This window comes from Streptomyces sp. NPDC041940 (assembly GCF_055589465.1).
The window spans coordinates 72,379-88,223 of record NZ_JBVJBP010000006.1; the positions used below are offsets into that span (position 1 = coordinate 72,379).

Here is a 15,845-nt window from a genome sequence, read left to right on the forward strand (position 1 = left end):
CTGAGCGACGAAGGAGATCCACGTGGCCAAGAAGAAGAAGCTGCCCCTCGCCTACCAGCCCCTCGGGTTCATCCTGGGCTGGTCGAGCGGCTGGCTGTCCGGACTCGCCTTCCGCAAGACCTGGATGGCGCTCCGGCACGAGGAGGACGCGCCCGACGCGCTGGACCGGGACCGCGGCTGGGGCGAGATCCTGCTGGCCGCCGCCGTCCAGGGCGCCATCTTCGCGGTGGTCCGCAGCGCCGTGGACCGCGCGGGCGCCAAGGCCATCGAGCGTTCGACCGGCGCGTGGCCGGCCGACGAGAAGGGCGGCCGGGACTGACACTGCCCCGGCCTCGCCCGGCCCCGTCCGGCCTGTGCGGCGGGCGGGGCCGGCCTGTGCCCGGGGTCCGCTCAGCCGTCCACCTTGATCGTCTTCATGGTGAGGTGCGACTCGAGGCGCAGGACGGCGGGCAGGCCGCTGAGCTTGCTCATCATGAAGGCCTCGTAGGCGGCGTGGTCGGCCACGGCGACACGGAGGAAGTAGTCGGGACGCCCGTACATCCTCCGGAACTCGACGACCTCCTCGTAGGAGGCCACGGTGGTCTCGAACTCCTCGACGGTCCTGCGGTCCTGGGCGTAGATCTCGACGTCGACGAGCACTTCGAGCGCGCGGCCCACGGCTCCGGGATCGATGACGGCCCGGTAGCCGGCGATGACGCCGCTCTCCTCGAGGCGCTTGACCCGGCGCAGACAGGGCGGCGGAGTCAGCCCCACCCGCTTGGCCAGCTCGACGTTCGACAGCCGGCCGCCCTGGCGCAGGTGAAACAGAATTTCGCGATCGACGGCATCGAGGCCACTTTCATTGCCCATGAAGAGATCATAGGGCCATAATCGGCAACCATATGAGGTGTGAACTTTCCTAAAATGTCGACATGCGAATAAGCCCTGCGGCGCGGGCCGCTTTCCAGGACTGTGCCTCCGTGGGCCTCGGGATGGTGCCGCTCGGTCTCGCCTTCGGGGCGCTCGTGGTCCAGTCGGGGCTCGACTGGTGGTGGGCCGGGCTCTCCGCGGCGCTGATCTACGGCGGTTCGTTCGAGTTCCTGCTCATCGGCATGGTCGTGGCCGCCGCGCCCCTGGCGTCCATCGCCCTGGCCGCCTTCCTGGTGCAGGCACGGCACGTCTTCTACGCCCTGTCCTTTCCCCTGCACCGCGTGCGCGGCAGGCTCGCACGGACGTACAGCACCTTCGCGCTCACCGACGAGGCGTACGCGCTGACCGCGGGCGGGCAGGCCCGCGACTGGTCGAGCCGGCGCATCCTGTGGCTGCAGTTCTTCATGCATCTGTACTGGGCCGGCAGCGCGACGGCCGGGGCCCTGCTGGGCTCCCTCGTCCCGGACAGTGTCACCGGACTGGACTTCGCCCTGACCGCGCTGTTCGTCGTCCTCGCTCTCGACGCGATCCGTGACCTGCGGGGCGACCTGCCGACCCCGGTGCTCGCCCTGCTCTGCGCCCTGGGCGCGCGCCTGCTCTTCCCCGGGCAGCTCCTGCCGGCGGCCTTCGCCCTGTTCACCGCCGGACTCCTGGCACGCCGGCTCGCCACCCGGAGGGAGCCCGCTCATGTCTGACACCTACGCGGTCGTCGCGGTCCTCGTCACCGCCGCCGTCACCTGGTCGCTGCGTGCCCTGCCGTTCGCCGCCCTGGCACCGCTGCGGGCCAGCGCCACCGTGCGCTACCTCAGCACCCGGATGCCCGCCGGGGTGATGGTGATCCTGGTCGTCTACTGCCTGCGCGATCTGCCGCTCACCGAGTCACGCGCCGTGGCCCCGCTGGCCGCCCTGGCCGTCACCGTCGGCCTGCACCTGTGGCTCCGCAACGCCCTGCTCAGCATCCTCGCCGGCACGGCCGTCCATGTGGCCCTGGCCGGCGCGGTCTTCGCCCACTGATCCCGTCCTCGAAAGGCACGCCCGCGTTGAACACCGGAAGCTACTTCGAACCCACCGGCGCGCACCGCTACAAGCCCACCGCCCACGCGGGCGGCGCATGGCATCCCGACGAGCAGCACTTCAGCCCGCTCGGCGGCCTCATGGTCCACGCGATCGACCGCCACCGGGCCGCACGGCCGGGCAGCGGCCTGACCCTGTCCCGGCTCAGCTTCGACATCCTGGGCCGCCTCGCCCTGGACGAGTGCGAGATCCGGGTGGAGACCGTCCGGCCCGGCCGCACCATCGAACTCGTCGAGGCCGTCGCCCTCATCTCCGGCCGCCCCGTCGTACGGGCCCGGGCCTGGCTCCTCGCCGACTGCGACACGGCGGAGGCCGCCGGCGGTGAGGCCGGCCGGCTCACCCCGCCCGAGGAGCTCGCCTCTTGGCCACTGACCTCCGTGTGGCCCGGCGGATACATCGCCTCCCTCGACGTCCGTCCGCTCGCACCACCGCGGCCGGGCCGCACGACGGCCTGGATCTCCACCTCGCTCGACCTGGTGGCCGGGCAGGCCGCGAGCCCGCTCGCCTCCTACATCGCGCTCGTCGACACCGCCAACGGCATCGCCGTACGCCGGTCGCCCGACCGGTGGATGTTCCCGAACGTCGACCTCACCGTCCACCTCCACCGCCGGCCGGAAGGCCCCTGGACCGGGCTCGACACGACCGTCACCTTCGGCGCCACCGGCCAGGGCGTCACCAGCACCGTCCTGCACGACCTCGCCGGACCCGTCGGCCATGCCCAGCAGATGCTCACCGTCAGGCCGCTGCCGGCATCCGGCTGAGCGCCGTACTCAGCCCTGCTTGGGTGCCGTCGGCGGGGTGCGGCGCAGGATGAAGGAGTGGCCCGCCGGGTCGGCGTAGCCGCGTTCCTCCAGGGGGCCCGAGGCGTCCTTGGCCTCCAGGGGGCGTCCGCCCAGACTGATGACCCGGCGTTCCACCGCGTCGAGGTCGTCCACCACGAACTCCAGATGGGCCTGGAGGGAGTTCTCGGGACGCGGCCAGCTGGGCGGGGTGGCGTTGACGTCCCGACGCAGGGCGATCCGGAAGCCGTCGGCGGTCTTGATCTCCACCCGGTTGGCCGTCGCGTCCGACTCCTCCCCTTCCAGCAACTCCTTGTAGAACACGGCGAGCTTCTCGGGCTCGGCGCAGTCGAGCACCAGGACACCCGCTTTCACCAGGGCCATGTCTCCTCCGCAGGATTCCGGCCCTGGGGCGTGCTGCCCCGCGGCCTCGTACCTTGCGGTTATCCCGGTACGGCCGATTCAGTCGGCCGTCAACCACCGTTCGTCGCGCATGAGTTCGCGGCCGTCCAGTTCGCCGGGCTGGACGGTCTCGACGGTGCCCTCGACGAGGACGACGTCACGGGTCGGCCCGATGCCCACCCGGGCGCGGCCGGTCGCGGTCAGGTTCCGTCCGGTGGGGCTCGACGCGGGAGTGTCGGTGCGCCTCCTGAAGAGTCGTCAGAACGGACGAGGTCCAGTGTGACGCCAGGAGGCCGGGGAGGCCCGGCGGACGGGCCGAGCCGGGTGAGGGACGAGGGAGTATACGCAGCTCAAGCGCTTTCCGCAGTAACCGAGATCACGGCAGTGTCACGGAATGGCCTATTCCCGCCGTGGGCAGTCTCGTACCGCTTCTCGGTTCAACGTTCGGACTGCGAAGTCGAGTTCGAGTGTGCGGCCGGTCAAGGCACCGTCCGCTCGCAGGGGCGGGGGGCTCTGCGGTCCGTCTCCCGAAAGGAAGCCCATGCCTCAGGACGTCCGGTTCGACCTCCCCTTCGACATCCCGGTCAGCTACCCACACGCCTCGGGCGAAGCAGCGCATCTCGGCTCCAGGGGTCGCGCTACGCCTGACGGACCGCGAGCGCTTCCTGATCAACACAGCTGAGGCGGCGATGCAGGTGCTCGCCTTGCAGCAGGAGTGCCGCCATCGCAGCAGTCGTGCCTCTCACGGTCGTTCGCAGCAGGAGCCAAAGCCGGTCGCATCAGTCCGGCTGTCCGGCGAGGTCGTCGCGGAAAGTACAGAAGATTCCCGGACACGGCAGGTCAACGACCACGGTCGATCGATTCCGTTGCCAGGACCACAGCTTATGGGGAGACCGGTGTGAAATCTCGAGTCGCAGGTGCTGTTACGAAGGCATCCGCCGACAGCTCGCTCCCGGCGCAGCCAAGCGCCCAGCTCCAGCCCACGGAGGCGGGGAACATCCTGGCCCGCCTCTTGGTGAAACAGATCAATGGGAGCACGGAGCAGTACCGAAGGTCCCAGAACGCCGCTCAGCAGCGGCTGAACGCATTCGGCTCCCCCCACTCCAGCACGACGCTGCAGGTGGAGGGAGCCCTCCATCTGGCGCGGCCCGCGTTCCTCCCGCCCGACGAGGAGGGCTACGCCAGGTTGAGGCAGCTCGACACCCACCTGCGCATGATCGAAGCAGCCTTCCCCCAAGTCAGCACCGACATTGAGGTCTGCAGACTGACCTGCACCATGCTGGAAGGGGCCTGGAGGAGCCGGGCACTCGCCCCGCCGCGCGAGGAGGAGCAGACAACCGTCTGCGCCTGCCCTCTGTGCCGTCGGCTGCCCACGCCCCCCGCACGCACTCTGGACGACTACCGTTGGCGGCAGAGCGCCGGTCGTCCCCTCACCGTCAAGACCTGGCCATACCGCCGGGAACTCGACAGCGTCCTGACCGGTGGATGGTCCTGGACCCGGCAGATGAACGACCTCGAACGAGACCTCGGCCACCGCCACCGCTTCGAGAACGACATCCTCGTCTTCCACGAATACAAACGCGTGATCGACACCATCGACACAACGCGCCTCACCCAACACGTCGAAGGCCGCCTGGCCGAGAATTTCAGCACCAACAGCGCACGGGCCCTGGTCTCCGGACTCTTCGCAGCCCACAAGCGATCCGTCGACGAGTACTGGCTCCAACAGCACGACGCGGGCAGCGTCACGCTCCCCCAGACCAACCCGCTCAACCAAAGCACCTACTCGGCCCTGCAGATGATGGACTGCCTGTTCTGGCACGTCGCCCCCGACACCGAACTCTGGCAGGAAGAAAACCTCGCCTCCCTGCTGCTGTGCCGCGTCATCGACGACATGGCCGATGTACGAGCCGACGCCCTCACCGGCGAGATCAGCAACTTCTGGCTCGCCGACATGCCCACCCACACCAAGGCGCTCTACGCTGCCTGCGCGATAGCCGTCGTCAAGTACGGCTGCATGCCCGAGGCCCACAGCCCGATGTGGAACACCTGGCTGATGACCACCACCACCGTCTGGATGGGGCTCACGGGCCGCCATGCCCTGTGGTTCGACGGCATCACCCAGGGCCTCCCCCCGGCCGAGGAGTGCACGCTGTGCGACCTGCAGCCCAACCCATGCACCGGCCTCCTCACCCACGGCACCACCCTCACCATCGCCCCGCGGCCCACCGCACCAGCACTGAGCACCAGGACCGCCGAACTGTCCGCACTCTGCCGAGCGCAGTACCCCCGGACATGGGCACTCTTCGACGCCGAGCTCCATGCCTTCGAAGCACTGCACGGCCCCTGGTACGGCAACACGGACAGCACATGGGAGATCTTGCGCCGCACCTACATCGCCGCCGTGGAGGCATCCAGCGCCGCACCATCGCCGGACCGCGCCCGTCATGTCCAACAAGACTCCGGCGTAGTCGGATCCGAGAGGTTCCACACCCTGCACGACCCTCAGACCGGGAGGGAGGACACCGCACTGCTCGCCTACATGTTCGGCTGCGCCCACCCGCATTTCCTCTGGAACGCCACGGGATACCGTCCCACGGGCGTCGCAGGCGACTGGCTCGACGGCTGACGCCTCGATCCTGAAGGCTCGGGCCGCTGCTCGCACCCGCCTGGTGGTGGTAACGGCCCAGCCTGTGCCCGGCCCCACCGCAGACGCGAAGGCACTGCCAGGGCATGGCCGTACTCGGCGACGGCGCTTACCTCGACATCGGCATGATCGTCCCCCACCAGCTCGGTTGACGACCTGCTGAGCGTGTGAGCCACCGCCTGCACCCACGCGCACCGTTGCCCGGCCGGAAGCCGGCCGGGCAACGGTGCGCCGGCGTGGCCTAGACGGCGAACTCGACCGGCAGGCTGTCCAGCCGGGACTCCCACGTGGAGGCCGTCGAGCCGAGTTCTTCCGGCGGTACAGCCAGGCGCAGGTCCGGCAGCCGGTGCAGCAGAACGTCCACGCCGATCTCGATGATGGACTGGCCGATGTTCTGCCCTGGGCACTCGTGCGGTCCGGCGCTGAACGCCAGGTGCGACTGGTTGCCCTGCACGGCGACGGCCGAGTCGGGCCGTACATCCGGGTCGACGTTGCCGGCGGCCAGGCCCAGGATGAGCAGTTCGCCCTCCTGGACGTGATGGCCTCCGAGCTCCATGTCGGCGGTTGCGAACCGGCCCGGCAGCACGGACAGCGGCGGGGCGTCCCACATGACCTCCTCCACCACCGAGGAGATGTTCAGCTCCCCGCTGACCAGACCGGACAGCCGGGCGGCATCGGTGAGGACCCGTTGCAGGACCCGGGCCAGCAGATTGCTGGTGGTGGTGTGCGCGGCGATCAGCACCAGGCGCAGATGGCTGACGACCTCGTCGTGGTCGAGGCCGGCCGGGTGCTCCAGCAGGGCCGTGGCGAAGTCGGAGCCCGGCTCGGCCCGCTTGCGCTCGGCGAGTTCCGAGAGGATCTGCATGATCCGGTCGTTGTGCTCGAGGGCGCCCTCACCGCCCTTGAAGACCTGGGCGCACGACTCGATCATGCGTAGCCCGTCCGCCGCGGGCAGGCCCAGCATCCTGGTCAGCACGAGCATCGGCAGCTGCTCGGCGTAGTCGGCCACGAGGTCGGTGTGCCCGGCGTCGGCGAACGCGTCGATCTGCTTGTTCGCGAAGTACGTGACGTGCCGCCGGATGCCCCGGGCGGCCGCCGCCTGCAACCCGTCGGTGACGGCGCCGCGCAGCCTGCGGTGCGGTTCGCCGTCCTGGGACACACAGTCGGGGCGCCAGCCGACCATCGGCATGATCGGCGAGGTCTCCTCGATCCGGCCGTCCCGCCAGTCCCGCCAGATCCGCGCGTCCCGGCTGAACTGACGGGGGTTGTCGAGCACCCGCCGGTTGTCGCGGTATCCGAGGACCAGCCAGGCGGGCACGTCGCCTTCGAGCAGGACCGGCGCGACCGAGCCGTGCTCCTTGCGCAGCCGCTCGTAGATGCCTCCCGGATCGGTCGCGGCGTCCGGGCCGTACAGCCTGGTCAGGTCGGCGCCGTGATGGGCGACGGGGCAGCCCCGTACGGGCTGGAGTCCGGATTCGGTCGAGTCGTTCATCGGGGCTCCAGGGCCACGGCCGAGCGTTCCTTCAGATGGTGGATCAGGGCGACGAGGACGTCCCGGCTGGAGGCCCGGTCGCGGGCGTCGAAGGCTATGACCGGGGTGTGCTCGGGGATGTCCAGGGCGTCCCGGATCTCCTCGACCGGGTAGTTGGTGGAGTCGGGGAAGACGTTCAGGGCGACGACGAAGGGGACCTCCTGCCGCTCCATCTCCTCGATCGCCCGGAAACTGGACTCCAGGCGGCGGGTGTCCACCAGGACGATCGCGCCGAGCGCCCCCTTGAACAGCCCGTTCCACAGGAACCAGAAGCGCTCCTGACCGGGCGTGCCGAACAGGTACAGCACCAGGCTCTCGTTGATGCCGATCTTGCCGAAGTCGAGGCTGACGGTGGTCTGCGTCTTGTCGGCGACGCCGATGAGACGGTCGACGTCGGCACTGGCCTGGGTGAGGGTCTCCTCGGTGGTGAGCGGCTTGATGTCGCTGACCGACCGGACCATCGTGGTCTTCCCGGTGCCGAACCCGCCGGCGATCATCACCTTCACCGAGCGGGCGTCCCCGCCCGCCCGCCCTCCGGGTTGGTCAAAGCCTTTCAAGTCCACTGAGTACCTCCTCAAGGAGCGCGAGGTCGGGCCCGCGGCCGGCGTCGTGCGCCGGGATGGGGTTACGGGCTTCGACGCGACCTGCGACGAGCAGGTCCGACAGCAGCACTGCGAGAATGTTGAAGGGCAGCCCGAGGTGAGCGCCGAGTTCGGCGACCGACAGCGGATCGCGGCACCGGCGGAGAATCTCCTCGTGCTCGTGCTGCATGCCCGGTAACGGGGCGGCGCGGGCGACGACCAGCGTCGCCACGTCGAGGCTCGACGCCGAACCGCCCGGTCCGCTGCGTCCGCCCGTGAGGACGTAGTAGCGCTCGAGACCGGACGGGTCCGACGGCCTGCGGGGAGCACTCATCCAGAGTGCTCCTCCAGGCGCGGAGTGGTGCCGAGGAGCTCACCCATCCTGCGGGCCAGGTCTCTCATCTGGTGCCCGAGCAGGCCCTGGTCGAGGCCTTCCCTGGCAAGGACACCGAGGTAGGTCTCCACACCGGCGCGGACCACGAAGAGGTGCCCGCCGTCGACTTCGATCATCGCGAGCCGCAGCTGCCCGGCGTACTTGGGGAACTGCTCGGCGACCGGCTGGGCGAGGGCCTGCAGACCGGCCACCACGGCGGCGAAGCGGTCGACGTCGTCGGGGTCTTCGGCGCCGTAGGAGGTGATGGCCTTGCCGTCGCTGGAGGCCACAAGGGCGAAGCGGATCTCCTGGATGCTCTCGACGAGATCGCGGAGCGCCCAGCTCACATCTGTTCCTTGTTGCGTCATGAGGACTAGTCGCTCTCTTCGGTGCGGTGCTCGTTGGACTCGCGTCCGGCGTCGGTGTCGCGGTCGCCGGCCGCCTGGGACGCCTCTTCGGCGTCGCGTCCGGCGGTGGCGAAGGCGGCGAGGCCGGAGAACGAGGCGTCCGGCGGGATGGCGGAGGCGGCGCTCCGGTCCGTCCGCTCGGCCTGCCTGGGCTCGGCCGCTTCGTTCCGCTTGCTGCGGCGCCGGGGCAGTCCTCCGGGCGTGGTCTCCGCGGCCTCGGCCGGGCCGTCCGGTGCCGGTGCCGGTGCCGGTGCCGGTGCCGGTGCGGTGACCGTCTCGCGGGCCGGGGCCGCCATGGCGGTGCGGACCTCGGGCGCGGCCGGTGCGGCGGCGGGCAGCGGGCTGAAGTACTTGTGCGGAACCACGACCACCACGGAAGTGCCGAGCCACGGGGAGTCCGCGAAGGTGACGCGGATGCCGTAGCGGCGGGCGAGGGCTCCGACGACGCGCAGACCGATGTTCGCGTCCTCGGTGATGCCGCCGAGGCCGGCGCCGGGAGCGGTGCCCGCGAGGGCGTGCTCGGCCTCGCGCTTCTTCTCCTCGCTCAGGCCCTTGCCGGAGTCCTGGATCTCGATGCCGACGCCGTTGGGCACCTCCTTGCCGGAGATGAGCACCGGCTCGGTGGGCGGCGAGTAGCGGGCCGCGTTGTCGAGGAGGTGAGCGAAGATCAGCGTGAGGTGGTCCACGAGACCGCCGTCGACGCCGAGTTCGGGCAGGTGGCGGATCTGGATCCGGTGGAAGTCCTTGATCCGGCCGATGCCGCCGCGCGCCACGCTGAGCAGCCGCTGCGGCTCCTGCCACTGCCGGCCGGGCCGGTCCGAGCCGCCGAGCACGCCGATGCTGGCGGCGAGACGGTCGGCGGGGCCAATCTCCTGGTCGAGCTCCATCAGGCCCCGGGCGACGGCCGGGAGCCTGCCGTGCTCGCCCTGCATCTCGTGCAGGCGGCCGCGGAGCTTGCTGGTCAGCACGTGGATGCGGTTGCCGATGCTGATGACGGCCTGCTCGGCGGAGGTGGAGCGGTCGAACTCCGACTCCAGGCCGATCAGGGCGGTGCGCAGCACCTTGCGCAGCTCGGCCTGGAGGTCGGAGCTGACCTTGGCGCACTGGTTGAGCGTGGGCAGCACGTCGTCGATGGCGTCGCCGGAGCGCAGCGCCTCCATGGCGGAGGGCAGTTGCTCGTCAGCGAGCCGGGCGACCGCGGCGAGCTGGTGGGAGAGCTGTTCCTGCCAGACCTCGGCCTGGTCGGCGAGCTGGGCCTCGTAGGACGTGGCCTGCTCGGTCAGCCGTTCCTCGTAGGCGCGGGAGGTGTCGGAGAGCTGCGTCTCGTACGTGGCGCCCTGGTCGGCCAGGCGCCGCTCGTAGGTCGCGTTCTGCTCGGTGAGCTGGGACTCCAGTGAGGCGCGTTCGGCGGAGAACTTCCGTTCCAGGCCCGCCACGTGCTGCTGCCACTGCTGGTTGTGCTCGGCCTGCGTGGTGCGGAAGGAGTTCTCCGCCTTGTGCAGTTGTGCCCGGGTGCGCAGCAGCAGGCGTACGCACACGGCACTGGCCGCCGTCGCCGCGAGACCGGCGACGGCCGCGGTTATTCGCTCCGAGCTCATGAACGTGGCGGCAACCGCCCCGCCTCCCAAGCCCAGCGGCATCAACCACCAGCTGTACCAGGCGACAGGGGCCCGCGCCGCCGGTGGCGGAGTGGCGAGTTCCATCTGCATCCTTCGAACAAACACGATCGAACAGGGGGGGTGTGGATCGCACTCATGAGTACGCACCGCGAGTCGACCGGACGCGATCGCGTCAACTCGCAGCGCCGATCGGAACCTTATCGGGTTTAGACCCGAAAGGATCAACCTCGTCACCCTGCGGACGTGAGGGTTCCGTCACGCTCCGACAGAAGGGAACGGGTCGACAAATCCCCATGCTGGCTTCGGGAGTTGGCCGCGTACCCGACCGTGGACGCGTCAGCGTGCGGTCTGGAAGGTGCGGCGGTACGTCTGCGGGGAGACGCCGATCGCCGCGTGGAGATGCTGGCGCAGGGACGCGCCCGTCGCGAAGCCGACCCGGCCGGCGATCTGGTCCACCGTGAGGTCGCTGGATTCCAGCAGGTGCCGGGCCCGGGCCACGCGCTGCTGGATCAGCCAGCGGCCGGGGCTGAGGCCCACCTCGTCGTGGAAACGGCGGGCGAAGGTGCGCCGGCTCATCCGGGCGTGGCCGGCGAGTTCGGCCAGGGTGAGCGGTTCGCCGAGGCGTTCCAGGATCCAGGCGCGGGTGGCCGCGGTGCTCGCGGCGCCCTGCTCGGGGACGGGCTGTTCGATGTACTGGGCCTGGCCGCCGTCCCGGAACGGCGGGACCACGCAGCGGCGGGCGACGGTGTTGGCCAGCCGGCTGCCGTGGTCCTTGCGGACCAGGTGCAGGCAGATGTCCACCCCGGAGGCGGCTCCGGCGGAGGTGAGGAAGGGGTGGTCGTCGACGAACAGCACGTCCGGGTCGAGGTCGACGAGCGGGAACATGCGCCGGAACGCGTCGGCGACCTGCCAGTGCGTGGTCGCCCTGCGCCCGTCGAGGAGCCCGGCGGCGGCGAGGACGAAGGCGCCGGTGCAGATGGAGACGATGCGCGTGCCGGGCCGGATGAGCACGAGGGCGGCGAGGACCTCGCTCGGCACCTCCTCGGTCAGACGGTCCGGAGCGACGGGCGCGATCACCACCGTGCCGGCCGTGGCCAGGACCTCGGGGCCGTGCTCCACGGTGACGCCGAAGTCCGCGTTGGTGCGCACCGGGCCGCCGTCGACCGAGCAGGTCAGCACCTCGTACCGGCCGTCGGCGGCGCCGAGGATCCGGCTGGGGATGCCCAGCTCGAAGGGGTACACCCCGTCCAGGGCCAGGACCACCACTCGTTCGCGTCGCATGGCACGATCCTATCGAAGGTTGGCAATCTTGCCATTGGCGAGCGGTGCGCGGACCGGCACGCTTGATCACCATGAGCACACAGAACACGATGCGAGCCATCAGCCAGGACGTCCTCGGCGGTCCCGAGGTCCTCAAGGAAGTCGACGTCGAGCGCCCGGCACCGGGGCCGAACCAGGTGCTGGTCCGGGTGCGGGCCGCCGGGGTCAACCCGACCGACTGGAAGCACCGCGCGACCGGCGGCTTCCTGGGCGAGCCGCCCTTCGTCCTCGGCTGGGACGTCTCCGGGGTGGTGGAGGCAGCCGGCATCGGCGTCGTGGCCTTCGCGCCCGGTGACGAGGTCTTCGGCATGCTGCCGTATCCGTACGGACACGGCTCGCACGCGGAGTACGTGATCGCTCCGGTCCGCGCCCTCACCCGCAAGCCGGCCGGCATCGACCACGTCCAGGCGGGCGCGCTGCCGCTGGTCTCGCTCACCGCGTGGCAGGCGCTGGTCGAGCACGCGGACGTACGGCCCGGGCAGCGGGTGCTGATCCACGCCGCCGCGGGCGGGGTCGGGCATGTGGCGGTGCAGATCGCCAAGGCGCGGGGCGCGTACGTGATCGGCACCGCGAGCGCGGGCAAGCACGAGTTCCTGCGCGGGCTCGGCGTGGACGAGACGGTGGACTACCGGGAAACGGACTTCACCGAGGCCGTGAAGGACGTCGACGTCGTCCTGGACACGATCGGCGGCGACAACGCCCTGCGCTCGCTGCGCGTCCTGCGTCCCGGCGGTGTCGTGGTCTCGATCCTCCCGGGAGGCTCGAACGACTTCTACGAGGAGGCCGAGCGGCTCGGCGCACGAGGGCTCCGGATGCTCGTGGACGCCGACCGAAGCGACATGCGGGCGATCGCGGAACTCGCCGAGACGGGCAAGCTCCGCGCCACGATCGCGGGCACCTTCCCGCTGGCCGCTGCGTCGGAAGCGCACACGCTGGGCGACACCGGGCGTACTACGGGGAAGCTGGTGCTGGTGAACGACTAGCCGGGCTGGGCGGGCACACCTTCCCCCGGCCTGCGCGGGCCCTGATCGGTCGATCCCACGCCGATGGCTGGGCGTCGACCGGGTTGCGGGAAGAGGGCGCCGTGGGAGTCGAGTGGCTTGGGTAGTTTTTGATCCAGGACAGGCCGCCGAGGTCGAGTCGCTGACGGGCGCGGGTAACAGCTACGCAGACGAGGCGGGCTTCGCCAAGGCCGATGGCAGGCTTCCCGCTGTTCTCGGCGGGTTCCTTCCTGCCGCCGGCCTTGGGCGCTAGCCATCTGTTGGCTTCGGCGGCGATGGCCGGGCCACGGAATGACTGGGTCAGGCTCAGCTGGACGCCGTCGAAGCCGGAGAGGAGAGAGGGCTCCCCCTCCCCTCCTCACCATCGCCACGTGGCGCAGGACACGTTCATGTCAGGATTGCACTTGGGAAGGTTCAGGGAAGCCATAGGGGCACCCATGAACCCATGATTGCCGTGAAGGTGATGACCCGTGACGTCCACTGCGCCTCCCCCCATACCTCGAGCCGCAGGATCGTTTCCGTTCATCGGCCACACTCTGAAAATGCGCGACAACCTCGGCTTCATCGACTCGCTGCGCGAGACACGAGAACCACTTGTCGAGATCATCCTGCAACCCGGGACACGCACCATCGTGGTCCAGGACCCGGCCCTGATCCACCAGATGCTCAAGGCCCTGGGGCCCAGCCTCGACAAGGGCCGGCTCTACGACAAGCTGGGCCAGCTGCTGGGCGACAGTGTCGTCACCGCCACCGGCCGGACCCACGTACGCAAACGCCGCCAGCTGCAACCGGCGTTCGCCCACACCGAGATCAGCCGGTACGTCGACATCATGCGTGCCGAGGTGACGGCCACGGTCGCCGGCTGGGAGCCCGGGCGAACCCTCGACGTACGCGAGGCGATGGTCGGGCTCAGCCTGGACATGCTGGCCAAGACGGTGTTCGCCGGCAGCCTCGACGACCGAGTCTTCCGTCGGCTGCGCAGCGATCTGTCGGTGGTGTTGAACGACGTCGGTGTGCGCATCATGCTGCCCGACTGGGCCGAGCGTCTGCCGCTGCCCTTCAACCGCCGCTTCGACCGGGCCCGGGCCGGCGTACGCGCCACCATCAACACCGCCGTCGACGAACTGCAGGCCTCCGGGCACGACACCGGGGACATGCTCTCCATGCTGCTGCGGGCCATCGACGAGGAGACCGGCGAGCCGCTGACCGGGCATCAGATCTGCTCCGAGATCCTTACCCTGGCCGTCGCCGGCACCGAGACCACCGCGTCGGTGCTGTCCTGGGCTCTGTACGAACTCGCCCGCAACCGCGACATCGAGGCCCGGGTCATGGCTGAGCTGGACGAGGTCCTCGGCGAACGGCCGGTCGCCTTCGACGACGTGATCCGGCTGCCGTACCTGAACCGGGTCATCACCGAGACCCTGCGGCTGCACCACCCTGGCTGGCTGGTCACCCGCCGCACCACCGAGGAGACTCGGCTCGGCGAGTGGATTCTGCCCGCCGGCACCGAACTGGCCTACTGCCAGCACGCCCTGCACCGCGACCCCGAGCGCTTCCCCGACCCGCACACCTTCGCCCCGGACCGGTGGACCGACCCCGCGCAGGATCCTCCGCCGGGCGCGTTCCTGCCCTTCGGGGACGGCAAGCACAAGTGCATGGGGGACCGTCTCGCCCTCACCGAGATGGTCACGGCGCTCGCGACGCTGCTGCGTTCGGTACGGCTGGAACTCGCCGAGGGCCAGGTCATCCACCAGGTCGCCCGGCTCACCGTACGGCCGCACACCCTGCGGATGACGGTCCGCCGCCGGAACCGTCCCCGAGCCGGGGGCGGTCTCTAGGTCTGTTCCAGGTTTGGATCACGTTGGTCGGAGACTGCGGATCCAGATCACGGCACCGCGTAGGTGGAGTCCAGCGAGGTAGCTGGTGGCGGTCTTGTCGTATCGGGTGGCCAGGCCCCGTCACTCCCTGATCTTGTTGATGCAGCGTTCGACGGTGTTGCGTCCGCGGATACGGCGTCGCCGCAGGTAGGAAAGGGTGCGCGGGCGGCCGACCTGCCCGGCTCAGTCGCCGGTGTCAGAACATCAGCACCGGCTTGATCGTCTTGCCCGACCTCATGTCCTGGACCGCCCGGTCGATGTCCCCGAAGGGATAGGTGCTGATCAGGCGGTGCAGCGGGAGGCGGCCCTCCTTCACCAGGCGGACCAGGGCGGGGATCATGGTCTGGGTCTCGCTGTCGCCGAGGGTGAGGCCGACGATCCGTTTGCCGCCGAGCAGGCCGTTGACGTCCAGGGCGACCTCGGTGCCGAAGGGCGGGGCGCCGACGACGACCAGGGTGCCGCGCGCGGCGAGCGCGTCGACGCCCTGGCGCAGGACGCCGACGTTGCCGGTGGTCTCCACGACACCGTCCGCGCCCTGGCCGCCCGTGATGCCGGCGAGGGCCTCGGCCAGGTCCTCCCGGCTGGTGTCGACGGTGTGCGTGGCGCCCAGCTCGGTGGCCAGTGACAGGCGTTCGGCGACCCGGTCGACGGCGACGACCCTGGTGGCCGGGGTGAGGGCCGCCGCCATCACGGCCGACAGGCCGACCGCTCCGGCGCCCAGGACGACGACGGTGCCGCCCGTGTCGGGCTTCAGCACGTTCCAGACGGCGCCCACACCGGTCTGTACGCCGCAGCCCAGCGGGGCGATCGACTCCAGCGGCACGTCCGGGTCGACCTTGACCAGGCTGCGCTCGTCGGCCAGGGCCCGCTCGGCGAAGGAGGACTGGCCGAAGAAGTGACCGCCCAGGGCCTCGCCGTCCCGGCTGATGGTGTTCGAGCCGTCGGCGCGGCGGCCGCCGAGCAGGTTCAGCGGCAGCCAGGTCGCGCAGTAGGCGGGGTGCCCGCCGCGGCAGTTGCGGCAGTCGCCGCAGGAGGTGAAGGAGAGCAGGACGTGGTCGCCGGGCGCGACGCCGGTGACGGCGGGGCCGACGGCCTCGACGACGCCCGCGCCCTCGTGGCCGAGGACCCCGGGCAGCGGGAAGGGCAGTCCGCCGCTCGCCACGCCGAGGTCGGTGTGACACAGGCCGGTGGCGACCATGCGGACCAGCGCCTCGCGGGGGCCGGGTTCGTCGAGGACGACGTCGGAGAGGGTGAAGGGCGCGCCGCCGGACTCGACGACCGCGGCACGGGTGGTGGTGGGCATCGCAAGAGCTCCTTGACGGTGT

16 protein-coding genes and 2 pseudogenes are annotated in these 15,845 nt (G+C 70.4%); 7 read left to right on the forward strand and 11 right to left on the reverse strand.

The window, feature by feature from the left end:
- Positions 1–22: 22 nt before the first annotated feature.
- Entirely contained in the window at positions 23–319 is a 297-nt protein-coding gene (locus tag ACZ6I3_RS12865; RefSeq protein ID WP_469414178.1) for a DUF4235 domain-containing protein, read from the forward strand.
- Between the two features lie 71 nt (positions 320–390).
- Here the strand turns inward: ACZ6I3_RS12865 and ACZ6I3_RS12870 are convergent, their stop codons facing one another.
- Complete coding sequence (locus tag ACZ6I3_RS12870) at positions 391–849, reverse strand: Lrp/AsnC family transcriptional regulator (protein WP_469414180.1); 459 nt, start codon at positions 847–849, stop codon at positions 391–393.
- A 62-nt stretch (positions 850–911) separates the two neighbouring features.
- On the opposite strand from ACZ6I3_RS12870, the gene ACZ6I3_RS12875 reads away from it, so the two are divergent.
- The 3 genes from ACZ6I3_RS12875 to ACZ6I3_RS12885 are packed head-to-tail and all read left to right on the forward strand — an operon-like array spanning position 912 to position 2,744.
- Positions 912–1,604: an AzlC family ABC transporter permease gene (locus tag ACZ6I3_RS12875; RefSeq protein ID WP_469414182.1), complete on the forward strand. Its 693-nt coding sequence runs from the start codon at positions 912–914 to the stop codon at positions 1,602–1,604.
- A complete protein-coding gene (locus ACZ6I3_RS12880; protein ID WP_469414183.1) occupies positions 1,597–1,923 on the forward strand; it encodes a branched-chain amino acid transporter permease in 327 nt (108 codons plus the stop codon). The genes ACZ6I3_RS12875 and ACZ6I3_RS12880 overlap by 8 nt, the downstream gene beginning before the upstream one ends.
- A gap of 26 nt (positions 1,924–1,949) precedes the next feature.
- Positions 1,950–2,744 (forward strand): thioesterase family protein, encoded by a 795-nt coding sequence (locus tag ACZ6I3_RS12885; RefSeq protein ID WP_469414184.1) that lies wholly within the window; start codon positions 1,950–1,952, stop codon positions 2,742–2,744.
- Positions 2,745–2,753: 9 nt separating this feature from the next.
- Here ACZ6I3_RS12885 and ACZ6I3_RS12890 read toward each other — a convergent pair whose 3' ends face one another.
- Complete coding sequence (locus ACZ6I3_RS12890) at positions 2,754–3,146, reverse strand: VOC family protein (RefSeq protein WP_469414185.1); 393 nt, start codon at positions 3,144–3,146, stop codon at positions 2,754–2,756.
- Positions 3,147–3,224: 78 nt separating this feature from the next.
- Positions 3,225–3,398 (reverse strand): annotated as a pseudogene (locus ACZ6I3_RS12895) (pyridoxamine 5'-phosphate oxidase family protein); the annotation flags it as partial.
- Positions 3,399–4,179: 781 nt separating this feature from the next.
- On the opposite strand from ACZ6I3_RS12895, the gene ACZ6I3_RS12900 reads away from it, so the two are divergent.
- Positions 4,180–5,793 (forward strand): hypothetical protein, encoded by a 1,614-nt coding sequence (locus tag ACZ6I3_RS12900; protein ID WP_469414186.1) that lies wholly within the window; start codon positions 4,180–4,182, stop codon positions 5,791–5,793.
- A 259-nt stretch (positions 5,794–6,052) separates the two neighbouring features.
- Here ACZ6I3_RS12900 and ACZ6I3_RS12905 read toward each other — a convergent pair whose 3' ends face one another.
- From ACZ6I3_RS12905 to ACZ6I3_RS12930, 6 genes are all read right to left on the reverse strand, one after another.
- Positions 6,053–7,303, reverse strand: a complete 1,251-nt coding sequence (locus ACZ6I3_RS12905) for a cytochrome P450 (RefSeq protein WP_469414188.1) — start codon at positions 7,301–7,303, stop codon at positions 6,053–6,055.
- Positions 7,300–7,905, reverse strand: coding sequence for a GTP-binding protein (locus tag ACZ6I3_RS12910; protein ID WP_399022579.1), 606 nt, complete (start codon positions 7,903–7,905; stop codon positions 7,300–7,302). The genes ACZ6I3_RS12905 and ACZ6I3_RS12910 overlap by 4 nt, the downstream gene beginning before the upstream one ends.
- Positions 7,886–8,257: a DUF742 domain-containing protein gene (locus ACZ6I3_RS12915; RefSeq protein ID WP_215116839.1), complete on the reverse strand. Its 372-nt coding sequence runs from the start codon at positions 8,255–8,257 to the stop codon at positions 7,886–7,888. Before ACZ6I3_RS12915 ends, ACZ6I3_RS12910 begins: the two co-directional genes overlap by 20 nt.
- The gene (locus ACZ6I3_RS12920) at positions 8,254–8,664 is read right to left on the reverse strand and encodes a roadblock/LC7 domain-containing protein (RefSeq protein WP_003994857.1); all 411 of its coding nucleotides are present in this window, start codon (positions 8,662–8,664) and stop codon (positions 8,254–8,256) included. Before ACZ6I3_RS12920 ends, ACZ6I3_RS12915 begins: the two co-directional genes overlap by 4 nt.
- Before the next feature lie 5 nt (positions 8,665–8,669).
- Complete coding sequence (locus ACZ6I3_RS12925; RefSeq protein WP_469414189.1) at positions 8,670–10,406, reverse strand: sensor histidine kinase; 1,737 nt, start codon at positions 10,404–10,406, stop codon at positions 8,670–8,672.
- A gap of 252 nt (positions 10,407–10,658) precedes the next feature.
- Complete coding sequence (locus tag ACZ6I3_RS12930; protein WP_469414190.1) at positions 10,659–11,603, reverse strand: GlxA family transcriptional regulator; 945 nt, start codon at positions 11,601–11,603, stop codon at positions 10,659–10,661.
- Positions 11,604–11,674: 71 nt separating this feature from the next.
- Between ACZ6I3_RS12930 and ACZ6I3_RS12935 the strand changes: the two genes are divergently transcribed.
- Positions 11,675–12,625, forward strand: a complete 951-nt coding sequence (locus tag ACZ6I3_RS12935) for an NADP-dependent oxidoreductase (RefSeq protein WP_469414191.1) — start codon at positions 11,675–11,677, stop codon at positions 12,623–12,625.
- 488 nt (positions 12,626–13,113) lie between these two features.
- Entirely contained in the window at positions 13,114–14,481 is a 1,368-nt protein-coding gene (locus ACZ6I3_RS12940) for a cytochrome P450 (RefSeq protein WP_469414192.1), read from the forward strand.
- Positions 14,482–14,499: 18 nt separating this feature from the next.
- Here ACZ6I3_RS12940 and ACZ6I3_RS12945 read toward each other — a convergent pair.
- Positions 14,500–14,643 (reverse strand): annotated as a pseudogene (locus ACZ6I3_RS12945) (IS5/IS1182 family transposase); the annotation flags it as partial.
- A 73-nt stretch (positions 14,644–14,716) separates the two neighbouring features.
- Positions 14,717–15,823: an NAD(P)-dependent alcohol dehydrogenase gene (locus ACZ6I3_RS12950; RefSeq protein ID WP_469414194.1), complete on the reverse strand. Its 1,107-nt coding sequence runs from the start codon at positions 15,821–15,823 to the stop codon at positions 14,717–14,719.
- Positions 15,824–15,845: the final 22 nt, after the last annotated feature.